At 47.1% G+C, this 16,065-nt stretch carries 12 protein-coding genes and 1 other RNA gene; 8 read left to right on the forward strand and 5 right to left on the reverse strand.

Annotation, left to right across the window (positions count from 1 at the left end):
* Positions 1 to 52 precede the first annotated feature (52 nt).
* The 4 genes from CALK_RS06120 to CALK_RS06135 all read left to right on the forward strand — a co-directional run bounded on the left by CALK_RS06120 (position 53) and on the right by CALK_RS06135 (position 8,185).
* Positions 53 to 778 (forward strand): DUF4198 domain-containing protein, encoded by a 726-nt coding sequence (locus tag CALK_RS06120; protein ID WP_022636797.1) that lies wholly within the window; start codon positions 53 to 55, stop codon positions 776 to 778.
* A gap of 30 nt (positions 779 to 808) precedes the next feature.
* Positions 809 to 2,962: a TonB-dependent receptor plug domain-containing protein gene (locus CALK_RS06125; protein ID WP_022636798.1), complete on the forward strand. Its 2,154-nt coding sequence runs from the start codon at positions 809 to 811 to the stop codon at positions 2,960 to 2,962.
* A gap of 100 nt (positions 2,963 to 3,062) precedes the next feature.
* A complete protein-coding gene (locus CALK_RS06130) occupies positions 3,063 to 5,201 on the forward strand; it encodes a TonB-dependent receptor (RefSeq protein WP_022636799.1) in 2,139 nt (712 codons plus the stop codon).
* Positions 5,202 to 5,338: 137 nt separating this feature from the next.
* Positions 5,339 to 8,185, forward strand: coding sequence for an ABC transporter substrate binding protein (locus CALK_RS06135; protein WP_162146707.1), 2,847 nt, complete (start codon positions 5,339 to 5,341; stop codon positions 8,183 to 8,185).
* Positions 8,186 to 8,387: 202 nt separating this feature from the next.
* Here CALK_RS06135 and CALK_RS06140 read toward each other — a convergent pair whose 3' ends face one another.
* The 3 genes from CALK_RS06140 to CALK_RS06150 form a co-directional block, all read right to left on the reverse strand.
* On the reverse strand, positions 8,388 to 9,098 hold the full coding sequence (locus CALK_RS06140; RefSeq protein WP_022636801.1) for a hypothetical protein: 711 nt from the start codon (positions 9,096 to 9,098) through the stop codon (positions 8,388 to 8,390).
* Between the two features lie 101 nt (positions 9,099 to 9,199).
* On the reverse strand, positions 9,200 to 9,862 hold the full coding sequence (locus CALK_RS06145; RefSeq protein ID WP_022636802.1) for a hypothetical protein: 663 nt from the start codon (positions 9,860 to 9,862) through the stop codon (positions 9,200 to 9,202).
* Positions 9,852 to 10,709, reverse strand: a complete 858-nt coding sequence (locus tag CALK_RS06150) for an ABC transporter ATP-binding protein (RefSeq protein WP_022636803.1) — start codon at positions 10,707 to 10,709, stop codon at positions 9,852 to 9,854. The genes CALK_RS06145 and CALK_RS06150 overlap by 11 nt, the downstream gene beginning before the upstream one ends.
* 40 nt (positions 10,710 to 10,749) lie before the next feature.
* On the opposite strand from CALK_RS06150, the gene CALK_RS06155 reads away from it, so the two are divergent.
* From CALK_RS06155 to CALK_RS12865, 4 genes are all read left to right on the forward strand, one after another.
* A complete protein-coding gene (locus CALK_RS06155; RefSeq protein WP_022636804.1) occupies positions 10,750 to 11,262 on the forward strand; it encodes a nitroreductase family protein in 513 nt (170 codons plus the stop codon).
* 53 nt (positions 11,263 to 11,315) lie between these two features.
* Complete coding sequence (locus CALK_RS06160; protein ID WP_022636805.1) at positions 11,316 to 13,325, forward strand: ATP-dependent helicase; 2,010 nt, start codon at positions 11,316 to 11,318, stop codon at positions 13,323 to 13,325.
* A 31-nt stretch (positions 13,326 to 13,356) separates the two neighbouring features.
* An RNA gene (gene rnpB, locus CALK_RS12560) (RNase P RNA component class A) lies at positions 13,357 to 13,700 on the forward strand.
* An 18-nt stretch (positions 13,701 to 13,718) separates the two neighbouring features.
* Entirely contained in the window at positions 13,719 to 14,972 is a 1,254-nt protein-coding gene (locus CALK_RS12865) for a BamA/TamA family outer membrane protein (RefSeq protein ID WP_162146708.1), read from the forward strand.
* Here the strand turns inward: CALK_RS12865 and CALK_RS06170 are convergent, their stop codons facing one another.
* Both CALK_RS06170 and CALK_RS06175 read right to left on the reverse strand, forming a co-directional pair.
* Positions 14,973 to 15,560 (reverse strand): ComF family protein, encoded by a 588-nt coding sequence (locus CALK_RS06170; protein ID WP_022636807.1) that lies wholly within the window; start codon positions 15,558 to 15,560, stop codon positions 14,973 to 14,975.
* 49 nt (positions 15,561 to 15,609) lie between these two features.
* On the reverse strand, positions 15,610 to 16,065 hold the full coding sequence (locus CALK_RS06175; RefSeq protein WP_155851809.1) for a flagellar export protein FliJ: 456 nt from the start codon (positions 16,063 to 16,065) through the stop codon (positions 15,610 to 15,612).

A 16,065-nucleotide genomic window follows, 5' to 3' on the forward strand; every position in this document is an offset into this window, starting at 1 on the left:
CCAAAATGCGGGAAAATTTTTGTTTTTCCGCATTATTTTATAAGGAGAAATTATGTATAGTCTTTTTAACCGTGTGACACTGGTATGCCTGATTTCAATATCTGTCTTGTATTCCCATCATCTTTGGGTTTTTGAGAACGGTGTAGATACATTCACCGTTGCACGGGGGGGTATACCCGATGATGTTCATACCTACAATCCGGCACGAATAACTTCGGTAACAGCTAAAAACAGCTCTAATAAAGAGGTGGAAGCAAGAACTGAAAAACGAGGTGACCATCTGAATATCATTTTCCATAAGGATACTCCCGACCTTATTATGACAACAGCCCGCTGGGGAGATCGAGTGCAGACGGATGACGGAAAAAAGTTAATGCCAAAAGATGCCGCTGAAATTGAAGGATACACAGTACACTCAACGTTCTTTTCCACGCAATACAGCAAAACTTTTTTTTCGCCTTCAGAAGAGGTGTGGGGAAAGAATCATGCTCTGAAATTGGAGATAGTCCCCCGTAGCAACTATTCTGATATAACCACCGGTGACACCTTACACATACAAGTACTCTTTGAAGACACTCCCCTAGCAGAGACTGATATTCGTGCTTCGGGTACACGGGATGTCCTAGCCCGTACTGACGAAAATGGAAATGCAAAGGTTGAGCTGCGGGAAGATGCCCTTCAGACTCTCTTCGTCCGTCACAGTATTCCCGATACCAAGGAAAGCTGGTACGATACACTCCAGTATATGAGTTTTTTAACTTTTCAGCTTCAAAAATGAGAGAAAGTACATACAAAAGGAGGATATACCATGAAAAGACTATTAGTGGCAACATCTATTTTGACTCTTTTTTTCTGCGTAGGAGCGCACGATCATGAATTGGACGCCCTTGAGATTCGGGAGACAGAGATACCCGAAGCAGGGAGCAGAGAACGGGAAACCATATATGTCCGTGAGGAGGACCACACCTCTGCGGCCCGTACCGTGGATGATCTTCTAACGGGTATTGCCGGAGTGGATGTAACCCGTACAGCAGCCACAGGCAGTGATGGCCGGGGGAACGTACATATTCGCGGCCTTGATGACAACCGTATTACGGTAGCTCTCAACGGACGGGTGGTGAATGGCTCCGGTGTCATGGGCGGTGTCTATGTGGACTGGTCCACCCTATCTATTGATGATGTTGAAAAAATAGAGGTGATTCGGGGATATAAGGATGCCCGGTATCCAAATGCCGTGGGCGGCGTGGTGAATATTATTACAGTGCGGGAAATAGAAGAGGATCGCACGCAGGTCTTTGGCTCTCTTTCGAGCATAGAGCCTGCGGCAGATGACCCCCTTCGCACCACAGCCTATACAGCAGGGGTGGCACACCAAAAAAGAATTGGTGATTTGGGTCATCTCTCCCTGTCCCTTTCAAATACCTCGGCAGATGCCTTCCTGCGGAATAATTTTAACGACCAGATGGAGCTTTCCGGTGCTCTGAATCTCTATCTTATGGAGGATATGCACTTTTCCACCAGCCTAAAGCAGAGTATTCAAAACAGAGGAATGACCGTGGAAAACCGGCGGAATTCTGACTTTTTTGATTCCTCCTATCCCGAAGCAGGAGATGCAGGTACCGGCGGACCGGGAATCCCCTGGCGAGGTGGAGAGTACACCTGGGGAGATAGAAGCAGCGTGGAAAATATCCGTACCCAGTGGGATGTATCCCTGGAAAAGAAAATTAATGAAACCCTTTTGCGGGGAAGTTTTTTCATCACCGATCAGGATCGTCGGCAGCACTACTACGCCATAGACGACTCCACCAATCTTGTGTTGGAGCGGTTTGCCAAGCCCGAAGCGGGAACACGGGGCTGGAATATTTCCGCCGAAACTTCTTTGGGACGGCACGATCTTTCCTACGGGGCTGACGGACAGCTTCGCCGCAGTGAGTCCAATGTTATTTACACGGCGAATGAGGACTATTTTGCCCGCCCCATGGAAACCATAGCAGACCTTGACTCTCTTCCCGACCCCACCGACCGTTCCCGGCGTATTGGCCTTTTTGTGCAGGATGATTTCACCTTGCAGGAAGACCTCTTAGAGCTCAGTCTTGGTACGCGCTTTGATTACTATAAGGGATTTGAGGATACGGTTGGAGGTCGCCAAATTCAGGAAAACACTTACTCCAATATAAGTCCTACCACGGGTATTACCTATACTCCCACGGAGCAAACAGCCCTGAGTTTCTTTGCCTCCATTGCTACAAAACACCCCACAGAACCGGAGTATTCATGGTATCACAACGGTCATGATCCCGATACAAATCCCGATTTTGATATCAGCCGCCCCGATTTTTCTCCTGAGCGGGCGTATCAGCTAGATCTATCCCTTGATCAATACCTCCTTGAGGGCAGTCTCAACTGGGGGGTTAACCTCTACACCATGTCCATCGATGACTATATTACGGTTATTTTTGGCTATCCTCCCAGTCGGGTTGTCTATAATATTGACAATGTCACCCTGCGGGGGCTGGAGGTGTTTTACAGTCATCACGTGAGTGATCAGCTCAGCCTCTCGGCAAACACAAGCCTGCAGAATTCTGAAAAAAGTGGTGATATCCTTGATATGGGAAATGAGCTTTCAGATGAGCTTCTGGAACTTCCGCGGGTAAAGGCAAACGGGCGCGTATCCTACAGTTTTCGCAATGATATGCGTGCCACCCTTACCACACGTTTTGTAGGGGAGCGCGATTTTATCACGGGAAATCGGGCGCGGGAGGAGAGTCTTGCCCTGGAAACCCTGGACCCCTTTGCCACAACGGATATATCTGCGGCCGTCCCTCTTTTTCCACGTCGCACTGATATTACGGCAAAACTTACAATAACTGCCATGAATATTTTTGACACTGACTATGAGGAGGTTCTTGATTTTCCCATGCCGGGGCGTAGTGGTCGTGTGGGGTATACCATGGAATTTTAACGAATATTTTTCGCATACCCACGGGTACCTCGTATAATCATATGAGGTACCTCTTCCCCTTGTATTTGGTATAATGTATTTTTCTGCAAAAAGGATTATCATGCGGATATATACATTCATCCTTCTTACCATTCTTGCCTACACGGGAGTCACGGGCCATGAAGAAAAATACCATGAGATAGGTCCGATTACAGTTTTGGATACCTCTCTAAGCCCCCCATCTTTTATAGAAGCAACCATTCTCTCTGTTGACCATTCGAGAACCATATCTCCTGACAAGAGTGTCGCTCACCTCCTTACTGAAGAGACAGGAATAGACGCTTCACGCCCTTCCGTAACCGGTGATATGGGACGAAACATGATTTATCTCCGTGGTCTGGACGATCGTCATAGCATGGTTACCATAAATGGACATCCTCAACGGGGAAGCGGGTTTAAAGGAGGTATACATACAAATTGGGCCGCCCTTACGAGTCATGCCATCGAAGAAATTGAAATTATCCGCGGCTATCGAGATGTTCGGTATGGCAATGCCCCCGCAGGGGTGGTGCATCTCTCTATGCCGCAGGACATACCAGAGCGAAGTACTACCATTCGGGGCTCCTACGGCATACTTGATCTCACACGATCCCCACTCTTTTCCCCGAAAACATCACAACTGCAGGTTCTTCATAAACACCCGATCTCTTCACAGCTCAGCCTTACGGCGGGCCTTGCAACACAGCACAGTGATGCCTTTTTAAGAAACACCCACGCCCACCACCACTCTTTTATCACGCATCTTTCCTACCACACCCCAGAGGACCTATTCCTCTCCATCGGTCTTCAGGGAGGAGTCTTTGAACGTGGCATTACCCTCCACAACAGCCCCGAAGATCCGTGGTACGACTCCTCATATCCTGAAAGTAATGAAGCGGGAATTCCCGCCTCTGACATACGATGGCGTAGCACCATTCCGCGTAAGGACTCTCTTCAGTATGGAGAAGGAAGTCATATTACAACCACTTCTCTGTCCACCAGCATATCAGCGGAAAAAACATGGAACAACCTTACCGTACAGGGACACATAAATCGTCTCGATACAAAGCGTGAAGAGCAATATCAATCACGTAGAGACACGGCCTCAACAGTGTTCCAGAGAAGCCTTCTTCCCGAAGCCGGTACTACCACGGCAGATCTCTCAGCAGATATTGCTCTGAACCGATCCACTCTTACCGTAGGATTTGATGGCGAAGTCCGCCGCCACGAGATGGATCGAGTTCAAAAGATGGATACCACCTATGTCCTCAATCATCACACCTTCTCGTCGCTCAGTAGCACCCCTGAAAGAGAGACATCCGCCCGGCTTTGTGGGGCCTATATTCAATATTCACACTGGCTGCGTTCCGGTAAAATCTATACTTCTGCAGGAACACGACTCGATCATTTCTCCGGAACGAATAGTGAAACCTCTGAACGGGAAGCGGTCACCTTGACCCATCTCAGCCCCACCGCTCACATAAGCGTTTTTCCTTGGGAGACAACCCGCCTTACCCTTGCTACTGCCCTGGCGACACGCTTTCCGAGCAATGGAGAACATCACTGGTTTTTCAACGGACACCAGGACAATGCACGGCCGGCACTTTCGGCAGAGCGGTCTCTACAGGTTGAGCTCTCCCTTGCGCATGACCTCCCTCCCGAAAACACTCGTTTCGGAGGCTCTCTCTACTCCATGTTCATCCACGACTATCTAGAACATCTTCCCAATTTCGAAAGAACCCATTATGTGTACAATATTGAACGAGCTGATATCTTTGGATCAGAATTTTTTGTCGCCGCGGAGCTCCCCTCTCATTTCTCCACAACCGGTACGATCACCCTCCAAAATTCTGCACGTACCAGCGATTCCACCTTCGACAAAGCCCCGGAAAATACCCTCTTCGGGCTTCCGGGAGTAAAGGGAAATATGGCCATTCTCTATGACCAAAGCGAAGCATGGGGCGCACGCCTTACAGGAAGATTTATCGGAGAGAGAGAGTTTCTTCTCTCTGATTCCTCTGATGGCCCCCTCGTAAAGACAGTAGATCCTACCACCGTAGTTGATTTGGTTCTATTCCTCCATCTGTTACAAAACCATTCACGTCTTACCGGCAGCTTGACACTGGGCATATCAAACCTCTTTAATACTTCCTATGAAGAGGTCTACGGCTTTGAACATCCCGGTATCTCACCTCATCTCAGTACGTCAATCACTTTCTAAGACGCTCACTTTATCCTTGCCTGTCCCTTTCTTTTATGATACTCTGTGAATGAGTCCTTGAGTATATCCTTGGAGATACTATGCACGCACACAGAGCACTCCTTTTGTTTCTTACCCTTTTGTTACTTTTCGGAGATATGTCAACAGCTTCTGCGGAGGATTCCCTTACCCTTGGGGTTGCGTGGATGGGAAGATCCAGAATGTCAAAGCGGTATCTTCAAGGAATAGAAAACAGTCTTGCACAGGCGCCTCTACCAATTCGTCTCAAGGTAAAAGGCAATCTTCCCCATGAAGATGCCCTCGACTCAGTTATTTCTCAGTTTGAAACAACTTGTGACGCCATGATCCTGTTACGAAGTAGTACCGTACGCAGTATTAAAAATCGCCCTCGCCCAATCCCCACATTTATTGGGGCAACAACTCACCCGGTGAAACTGGGGGTTGCTCCCCGCCTCGATTCCCCGGAAACTAATCTTGCCGGAGTTTCCTACTACGTTCCCGCAGCGCTTCGCCTGAGTATGTTTCGGGAAGTACTCCCCACTATTTCTCACTACATTCTGCTGGTTGAAAAAGGCCACCCCGCAGCAGAAATAGACGTAGAACAATCCCGCCGTGCCGCCCAAGAACTCTCCCTCACTATCAAACCACTCTATTGTGATACCCTTGCAACAGTTCTACAGAGTATAGACACCGTCCCGGAAGACTACGGTATATTACTTGGCTCTCAAGCTCTACTTATGGATAACGCTAAAAAAATTATTGAAGCTGCTCCCAACACTCCCTTTTTTTCCTATGCAGATCTCCCCGTAGAATATGGAGCCCTTGCAGGATTTTCTGCCAACGACATTCATATGGGACAGAAATTGGGTTCCATGGTAGTAGATGTTCTTACAGAAGCAGTTGATATGGACTCTCTCGGGATTATCCTTTCAGAAACACCGGTTCTACACTTTAATCATGAAAGTCTTAAAAGATTCTCTGAGAACATCCCCCAGGTCATCAAGAATCTTGCGGAAACTCAAGAGTATTTGGACGGCATTCTTGCAGGGGCTCCCGTGGGGATTGGTGTTGTCTCAGAGGGAGTTATCAGCCACGTAAATACATATATTTTAGAGCATACCGGCTACTCGCAAGAACATCTCATGGGAAAGCCTAAAAGTAGTCTCTATCCTACAAAAGAATCATACCGTACAGTTATGGATACCATTTCTTCCGCCATGAAACGGGGAGATCTGGCACGAGTTGAAACAAAATGGATTGATCGTACTGCCCAAGAGTCCGACATTCTTCTGTCAGTTACGCCAACCATGAGGAAAGATCCACATAAAAACTACATCTTTACCGCCCTTGATATTACCGCACGAAAAGAACAGGAAGCATTTTTCAAAAGTGTATTTGAAAATACCGAAGCAGTAACTCTTCTTATCTGCCCGGAAACCGGCATCATTCATGATGCGAATCCTGCGGCTGAATCGTTCTATGGCTGGCCCCTAGAAAGGCTGAGACAAAAACGAATACAGGATATCAACACCCTTTCTGATGAGGCGGTGAAACAGGAAATGGCACATGCACGGTCTCGAGAGCGTGTCTACTTTGAATTTACCCATCGGCTGCATGATGGTTCTCTCCGTGATGTTGCCGTATTCAGCAGTGATGTCCATCATAAAGGAGAAACGTACCTATTCTCAATTATCCATGATATTACGGAAGTACAAAACGCACGCCACCTCTTGATACGAAGAACATACATATTTATCTTCGTTGCCATGCTCCTCTGCGTAGGTATGTGCTTGCTTTTACTTCGGTTTCTTCATACCATTGATAGACTACGAGAAACCGAGGGTGCTCTCAGGAAAAGTCAGCAGAAACTGTCAACCCTCTTTTCTTCCATGACCGAGATGGTCGTGCTTCATACACTAGTATATGACGCTCAGGGATCCCCCGTCGATTACCGTATAACCGATAGTAACGACGCCTTTATTGCCAATACGGGAATACCCCGGGAGAAATCTGTAGGACGCTATGCAAGTGAAGTCTATGGCACCACACCTCCCCCGTATCTACAGGAATATGCCGAGGTGGTAAAAACAAAAGAACCCCATGTCTATACACGACATTATCAGCCTCTGGAGAAACATTTTGCAATCTCTGCAGTACCTCTGGAACAAGACGATTTTGCCACGGTCACAACTGACATTACAGCCATGAAAGAAGTTGAAGAGGTGATAAAGCGGAAGAACCGTGAGTTAGAAAACTACCTCTACGTTGCCTCGCACGATCTCCGCACGCCCTTGGTGAATATAGAAGGATTCAGCAGGCTCGTACACACCGATATAACAACCCTCAGTACACTGATACAAGACTCTTCCCCCAGAAAAGAAGATCTTCATACGGCCCGAACAATTATTACAGAAAGTCTACCCAAAAATCTTGATTTTATTCATCGCAATGTGCAAAGTAGCAATGCCTTGATAAATGGGCTATTGCAAGTATCTCGTACGGGACGCCAGCCAATGAACATCACGGAGATTGCCATGGATACGCTTGTTACAAACGTCTTTGTCGCACAGCAGTTTCAGCTTAATCAAGTAAATGCCACCTACTCGGTAGAGATCACCCACTCCTGTTACGGCGACGAGACACTTCTCATGCAAATCTTTACAAACCTTATATCAAACTCAATAAAATACCGCTCAGAAGAACGCCCGCTTCATATTAGCGTGACCAGTAGTAACAGGTTTAAGAACAGCCTCTACACATACACCGATACCGGCCGTGGAATCTCTGAGAAACACCTCCAGCGCATATGGGATGTGTTTTATCGCGGCGACGCGGGAACAGATATTCCCGGAGAAGGTCTTGGGTTGAGTATTATTAAGCGAATTATTGAAAAGCACCGTGGCTCGATCACTTGTTATCCCAATCCCGAAGGGGGTGTTCAATTTGACATGGAATTGCCCGGAGAAGAATTTACGGAAATTTAAGAGAGTGGAACAATACGGAGGTTTCTAAAATAGGTTTCATACTCATGGGGAAGATCCGTCCCCTCCCACGTTGAGATATATTCACCCTGCAGCGTGGTAAACGCACTGCCACAATAGTAACAAACAGCCCAAAACGGCTGGGTTTCGGAAGGAAAATAGGTTCCATGAACACATCCAGGAAGATAAACCTCGTGCCATGGATCTACGGTGTCATAAATTGACTCCGTAGGAAGCCCACAGTATGAACGTATCGAATCAAAGAGAGAAAGTGTGCCCACACGTGTATCAGGCAAGGCACTTTTGGTATGATACAGTACATCAAGGGAACACCATTTTCTTCCGCGTGCATCACTGCTGATACGTGGAGAGACTTCCGCAGTATTTTCCATAAAAAATCTGTTTCAAGATCTGCAAGACTGTATTTTTCAACCTGCCTGCTGGAAAAATAGATACAGCGCTGGTCTACGCGGGGAAGCTCTTCCAAGGCATTTGGAGAAATATTTTCCGGATTACGAGGATCACCATAGGGATCAAGCAACATAAAATCTCGACCACGATGCTTCTCATCATCGAATACAAAAAATACACCAAACCAGCTATCTTTATAGAGCGATTGGGGAAAATAGAAACTCCCCTGCCAGTGGCGACCGCGACGGAGATACTGTCCTACGGTGTATGTATTAAGGATCTCTAATTCTCTCTTGCCAAAAACACGGAAGAGCTCCCGAAAATCTATGAGAAAGGGCTCTTGGTACAATCCCGATGAAAGCTCTGGATATGCCATATAAATATTCCAGTCACGGAGAGAAATACCCCGCGCCCTGGTACTATGCGGAACGATTCGTGCATACCGAGGACGAATAAGAGAGGGAATATCCCTCCACACAGCTGGAATCATTTGCCACAGGCGCATATACCCTCCCCGTATAATACCTTGCATATATAGTATAGGATATTAAAAAACAGGAAGCACTCTTTTTTTTATTTCTAATAAAAAGATCTCTCACTCAATATTCAAGGGGCTGAACAATTTTTTTCACTCTGAAAGAGACGATCTGTTCCAACCACGGCCGCACAAGAAATAGCAAGCATGGAGACACCATAGAGAAGGAGAGTATGTTCAGGAAAAAAGAACTCATAGAACAGGTATAAAAAGGAGAGGGCAAAAAGAAGAAGCAAGGTGGCAAATTGTACCAACCGAGGACGTGTAAGAATGGTAGAAAAAAAACCGCCGGCGGAGACAAGAAGCACATTTGCGATACAGAGAAACGCAAACGCTGCACCAAAGGAAAGAGGAGGAGGTGAAGAAAAGATCATCCCGTGAATACCAAAAACGGCGCTTAAGGAAAGGGCCCCCACACTTGTTGCTGCAAGGCAGCAGAAAAGAAGTTTCCCCCCAAGAATCGCTCTCCGTGAAATCCCGGAGATACAGAGGATCTCCATTGTACCGGCCATGCGTTCCCGTACAAAGCTTGGAGTTGTAAAATGAGCGGTAATAACAAAGGAGAAAAACAAGATCCATAAGACTCCTTCAACAGCAAGGGAACTGCTCATACGTAAGGCAATAAAGCCGGACCAGACAAAGGCCGTAAACAAAAGAAGTATAGCACCGGTTTTTCCCCCTTTAAAAAACGAAGAGAGCTCTCGAGATAGAACAAGGAAAAGTTCATAGGTCATGGGATAACTCCGCAAAAGAATCTTCACGACGCAGCTCATAGATGGCAACTCCCGCCTCTACGAGAGCAACCACAAGATCTGCCACTTTCTTGGGGGGTTCATGAGAAAATACGACACCTGTTTCACGTCGAAAGGAAGAAACACCGGCACGATGCAAAATATCTTGAGCTCCCCGTGGATCTGAACAAGAGAGATAAAGAGTATCTGCAGTCTCTACCCGTTTCTTCGTGACCTGTCCATCCGTAAGGTGCGCTATGGCGGAACAGTGAGGACGAATATCTTGTTGATTATGTGAACTAACAACCATGGTTGCACCCTGGGTACGATGTTTTTTTACCAATTCATGAAACCGCCTTTGTCCCTGCTGGTCGAGAGCCACTGTGGGCTCATCAAGAATAATAATGGAAGGATTTCCGAGAAAGGTACGAGCCAAACCACATAAAGAACGTTCTCCGCGGGAATACTGCTTCACCCCTTCCGGACGAGACCAGAGATCACTCCAAAATTCTTTGGCATAGAGGTCTGTCTCTGCGCGGCACATACGACGACAGCGTGCAAAAAAAAGGAGGTTTTCTGCAAAGGAAAGGTTCCCATTAAACCCATCATGTTCAAGAAGTACCGAAACAGAACGATACACCTCTGGGACACCGGGGCGATACCCCATAAGAGAAATCTCACCGTGGTCGGGACGTAAGATTCCAGTCAAGAGACGAATGAGGGTGGTTTTTCCCGCTCCATTGAGCCCCACAAGGCCACAAACCTCACCGGTTTCAACATGGAGAGAAAGGTTTTTTAAAACCTGCTTTGTTTTTCCAAAACTCTTATCTATATTTTTTATACTGATCATAGGGATAAAATAATCTATCCCTTTCCATAAAGGAGTAAAAATGATAGAGCTCTTACGAAGACGACGTACCATACGAACCTATGCAAACACTCCCATTCCGGAAGAGACCATTGTAACGCTCAAAGAAGCAGCGCTCCGATCGCCCACGTCGCGAAACCGCATGGCATGGAAATTTTGGTTTGTCCAAGATTCAGAGCTACTTCACCAACTCAGTCATTCAAAAAACTCCGGCTCTGCCCCCGTGGGAAAAGCTCCTCTCGCCATTGTGATTGGTGCTGATGAATCCCAAACAGATGTATGGATTGAAGATTGTTCCATTGCGGCAATTCTTCTGCAACTCACTGCACAAAGCTGCAATCTCGGTAGTTGCTGGATACAGATTCGCAATCGTCAATGTGCCGAAGGCGACTCAGAAAGCTATGTAAAAAAAGTGCTGGGAATTACCGCCCCCACCCTGCGTATTGAAGCCCTTATTTCTCTCGGCTATCCAGCAGAAGAACGTCCCCCGGTTTCCTTTGAAGACCTTCCAACGCGAGCACTCTTTGATAAATAGACTCCTTTTATTTTACCAGGGCGAATACTATTTTCCAGCCAAAAAGGATGGTCATGGATCTAAGCGGACTTGATACACATCAAAAAAAAGCGGTACTTCATACCGAAGGTCCTCTGCTTGTTCTTGCCGGAGCTGGATCAGGAAAAACAAGGGTTCTCACCTATCGTATTTGCAGAATAGTAGAAAAGAAACTGGCAAAACCAGAGGAGATTCTTGCTCTTACCTTCACAAATAAAGCGGCAAAAGAAATGCGTACCCGCATTGGCCGTATTGTGGGAAGTACGGCAGCTCACCGCATGACCATTGCGACGTTTCACTCCCTCGGCGTGCGTATTCTTCGTGAGTACGGTCAATATATCGGGTTGAAAGGAGATTTTAAAATACTCTCTGACCATGAGCGAATTGCCCAGCTCAAGAAAGCAATGCGCCATAGTGGAAAAACAATTGCCCGAGGAAAACCACAAGACTACGGTGTTGCCATATCTTTAGCCAAAAATGACCATCTTCACGCCCACACCTTCGACGCACTTACACCGGAAGAACGAAAAACTGCAAAGGTATATACGAATTATACAAAACTACTGCAAAAACAGCAAACCGTCGATTTTGACGACCTTCTACTTCTTCCGCTTCGTCTATTTCATGAGCATCCCCATGTACGCGACGCCTTTCGACAACGCTATCGGTATATCTCCATAGATGAATTTCAGGATACCAACACCGTTCAAATGAAATTGGCACGAATTATGGCAGAACCCCACGGGAATATTATGGCAGTGGGAGATGACGATCAGGGAATCTACTCATGGCGAGGAGCAAAAATTACCAATATTCTTCGTTTTCCCTATCTCTTTGCCGGCTGCAACACCATCTATCTTACAACAAATTATCGTTCCAGCGAAGAAATTGTCCAAGGAGCACAAGGGGTTGTTCAGAAAAATCGCGAACGCAAGGCAAAAACAATTATTTCCCATCGCGGAAGCCACGACCCCATTGTAACCTACCGCGGTGATGATGAAGATGATGAGGTACAATGGGTGGTTGATCAAGTATATGAATTTCACCGTACCGGGCAGTATTGCTACGATCAACAGGCCCTCCTCTTTCGCACCAACGCACATATGCGACGCTTTGAAGAAGAGTTGCGTCTTCGGCGGATCCCCTATCATATCCATGGCGGTACCAGTTTTTTTGATCGTAAGGAAGTGAAAGATATCCTGGCATATTTACATTTTTTTAATAATCAGGAAGATGAGCTGAGCCTTCAGCGCGTTCTAAAGGTACCTGATCGCGGAATTAGCGCAGCCTCACTAAAAGCAGCAGAAGAGCTCTGCATAGAACGGTCATGCTCTCTCTGGGAGACCTTCCTTCGACCGCGTGATATCCACGGGCTGCAAGGCATGCAGTGTGAGAAAATAGGGGAATTCGCCTCCTTTGCCCAACCATACATCACGGCATTTCAAAAAGGAGAAAATCTTGCGGGGCTTTTGGACAAACTTCTCAATCATATTCAATACCGAGAGACCGTTCGTAAAATCTATGGAAAAGAAAAATCTCTTGAACCCCGCCTTGCCAATATCGACGAGCTATGCCACGCCATGGACCAGTATGTCTATACAGCAAAAAAGAAAGGTAGCTCTCCGACCCTCGGAGAGTTCCTCCAACATTTTACTATCATTAAAGGACAAGAAACAGACCAGGGCAGCGGGCTTACCCTGCTTACGCTCCATAAGTCAAAGGGCCTTGAATTCCCCGTGGTGTTCATGGTGCTCCTTGATGATGCTGTTATTCCCAGCCCCAAAGCCCTTGAAGGCGGGGGACTTGAAGAGGAACGACGCTTATTTTATGTCGGCATGACCAGGGCCATGGAAAAACTATTTCTCACCTATCCAAAGAGTAAAGTCTTCCGAAATAAATCTCTTGAAGTGCGAGAATCTCGCTTTATTCATGAAATACCCCTTGAATATCTTGATGCGCCACCGGGAGAAAAGGAAGAAGAGGAGTTCCAAGAATTTTCTCAGAACTTTTTTAAAGAAATGCAGGAAAAATTCAGTACCCCCTAAGGGAAGATGTATTTTCTTTCGTGAACATGGAGAGAACAGTTTTGGCAGTCGCACCGTATACGGTGAGGAAAGTCCGGACACCACAGAACAGGGTACCGGGAGAAGCCCCGGGGATACTTCGGTATTACGGAAAGTGCCGCAGATAAAAGTCGGCTCTGCTAGAGCGGAGTCAGAAGTGAAACGGAAGGATAAGATCTTCCATATGGTAAACCCTGCCCGGTGCAAGACCAAGCAGAGAATTTTCCCTCAGGGGAAAGGGAGTTGTTCGCTCCCCCGTTCTCAGGTGGGTCGCTCAATGCCCCCTTTGGAGGCCAGATAAATGACTGCCCCAATGAACTATTGGAACAAAATCCGGCTTACGAACTGTTCTCTCCCTTATTTACCGGGATGGCTATGGCTTCGTGTCGTACCCATCCTTCTTTTTTTACTACCACTCCCCTCATTGGCCAGGAAGTCACACTTCATTTTGCAGACACTTCTCAGCTCTCACGTACCATGGCTGAACTCACCCATGACGTGCCCGGAGAAACTGCACATACGTATATACAACGTATGAATCACTATCGTAAATATCACTACGAACAAAAGGGAGACACGATATACTTCCACGGTATTCCAGAGCCAACAATCGTTCCCTTTGGCTTTGGAGGAGGGGCTGTCTCAAAAAAACATGGAGAATCTATCCAGGCACGTCCTCTTATACAAGGTGGTGTACAGTACTATTCCCATGAACATCTCCGGCGGTACAGCCTCCATTTACGGGGATTCTGTATGAAACGTATTCTCTTGGAACTTCGACAGATACTCTCGCTCAAATCACACCTTCACATGTCCCTTGAATCAGGGAGTTTTTTTTCGCCCTTTGAAGAGTGGGATGCAACGTATTATTCTCGCTCTGCCCTACGCTTTGTTCGGTATCATACCCCATGGTTTGGCCTTGGCGGCGGAATACAACATGGATACTATCGCTATGAAAACCACACACCACCAGATACTGTTCGGTTTCACGAAGCCCATTTGCTCCTCCTGTATCGCCTCTCCCTCGGTCATGGTCGCCATACCATGCATGTAGATGGGGAACTTGCTGATAATACATTGACAGCACCGCAGATACATGATTTTACCGCAGAGAATACGCAGTGGAAAAATCATATTACCGCAATCTATCATCTCTCCCCGCCCTCCATGATGCTCTCCGGCCGCATTGTATCAGACATAACCCTTCGCGGCTCTCGAACTCCCTACGAATATCTCTACCTTGGCTCCGAAGAGAGTCTTCGTGGCTATGCGCAAGGAGCATTGGGACAGAATGTAGGGGCGGAAAATAGACTCTTTGGCTCAGGAGAATTCACCTTTCCACTCATTCCCGTACAAACAATCTCTGTTGGAGCATTGGAAAAACGATTTTCCCGTGTTCTGCCCCTTTCTGTGTCTCTTGATGGCGCTCTCTTTATGGATGCCGGTCGTCTGTGGAATACAAATGGAACTACGGTTGAATGGGGAATCGGTGCGGGAGGAGGTCTGCGTATTCGTAATCACACCGTAAATGTCACCGGCCATATTGATGTTGCCGCCCCTGTATCCTATACAGCATCTACGCAAATGAGCGGTCCTGTCTTGCATATTTACGTGGGAACCCTCTTTTAATCATTCGACCCGTGCCACGGTACATGCCCGAATGTCCTGTGCCCCCTGACTTGCGGCTGCTTCTGCACAACTTTCCAGGGTTGCTCCCGTGGTGAGTACATCATCGATAAGAATGAGACGAGCTTCCGGACAAAACAAACGGGGGTGTGGCGCGAAGACGTTTCTCATGGTGCGATACCGCTCACCCTTGGTTTTCCGTGTTTGGGTACGGGTATATCGCGAGCGAATCATACATGTACGAGTGCGAACGCCCGTAATTTCTGAAAGAGCGCGACTCACCAGTTCTGCTTGATTATACCCGCGCTTTATCTGTCGATAGGGATGAAGGGGCAGTGGAACAAGGAAGTCGGCCTCTGCAAAAAAAGACCAGTCAATACGCGTTTCAACCTCACTCAGAAACCGCTCAATACATTTACGATCTCCCTTATATTTTAGCTGGTGAATGAGGGAGCGAATCTCGTCAGTGAAGGGGAAAAAATGATAGGAACGTACAATGGGCCCCCTTGTTTCAAGGCGCTCCCCATATAGGGAAGTGGTGTGAACCTGTTTACTACAGTGATCACAAAAACAGCGTTCTTCCAATCGCATGGCACCACAGGCTGGACAAATAGGAGGGTACAGAAAGGAGATGAGCGGATTATAGAGATGCCTCATCACGGTGTTGACGAAATTGATTTTGCGCAAGTTCATCAAGAAATTCCTGCTCTTTTCGAGCATATTTTCGTTTCCATTGATACTCCTTTTTCTCGCGTAATTTTTCAAGGATCTTCCGTTTTTGCGTAATTTCATTGAGTCGTTCCTGTGCTCGGCAAATATCCCGATGAATGTCAGCAAGCTCACGATCTTTTTCTCGTAAGGAGCTTTGTATATCCCGCCGCCAACTCACGGAGTGACGAAACGAGAGAGCACTTTGAGAGGCCCGTGCGTGACGCTGCTCTTGCAAAAAGGTAATGAGAGATTTCTCAAGGTGTGACCGTCCCTGCAGTGCCCGCTGATACTCTGCTTCCTTGGCAGCAACTTCATTCATGGCCTTCTCTTCTTCTTGAAGACGAAGATTCAACACGGTCTGTAGGTCAAAGGAAAAACGCTCCAC

It is taken from the genome of Chitinivibrio alkaliphilus ACht1, assembly GCF_000474745.1.
Lineage (GTDB): Bacteria > Fibrobacterota > Chitinivibrionia > Chitinivibrionales > Chitinivibrionaceae > Chitinivibrio > Chitinivibrio alkaliphilus.

Bases quoted from the DNA above. Each gene is read 5' to 3' on its own strand.
- CALK_RS06120 (WP_022636797.1), top strand. From the start codon at position 53: ATGTATAGTCTTTTTAACCGTGTGACACTGGTATGCCTGATTTCAATA.
- CALK_RS06125 (WP_022636798.1), top strand. From the start codon at position 809: ATGAAAAGACTATTAGTGGCAACATCTATTTTGACTCTTTTTTTCTGC.
- CALK_RS06130 (WP_022636799.1), top strand. From the start codon at position 3,063: ATGCGGATATATACATTCATCCTTCTTACCATTCTTGCCTACACGGGA.
- CALK_RS06135 (WP_162146707.1), top strand. From the start codon at position 5,339: ATGTCAACAGCTTCTGCGGAGGATTCCCTTACCCTTGGGGTTGCGTGG.
- CALK_RS06140 (WP_022636801.1), bottom strand. From the start codon at position 9,098: ATGCGCCTGTGGCAAATGATTCCAGCTGTGTGGAGGGATATTCCCTCT.
- CALK_RS06145 (WP_022636802.1), bottom strand. From the start codon at position 9,862: ATGACCTATGAACTTTTCCTTGTTCTATCTCGAGAGCTCTCTTCGTTT.
- CALK_RS06150 (WP_022636803.1), bottom strand. From the start codon at position 10,709: ATGATCAGTATAAAAAATATAGATAAGAGTTTTGGAAAAACAAAGCAG.
- CALK_RS06155 (WP_022636804.1), top strand. From the start codon at position 10,750: ATGATAGAGCTCTTACGAAGACGACGTACCATACGAACCTATGCAAAC.
- CALK_RS06160 (WP_022636805.1), top strand. From the start codon at position 11,316: ATGGATCTAAGCGGACTTGATACACATCAAAAAAAAGCGGTACTTCAT.
- CALK_RS12865 (WP_162146708.1), top strand. From the start codon at position 13,719: ATGGCTTCGTGTCGTACCCATCCTTCTTTTTTTACTACCACTCCCCTC.
- CALK_RS06170 (WP_022636807.1), bottom strand. From the start codon at position 15,560: ATGCGATTGGAAGAACGCTGTTTTTGTGATCACTGTAGTAAACAGGTT.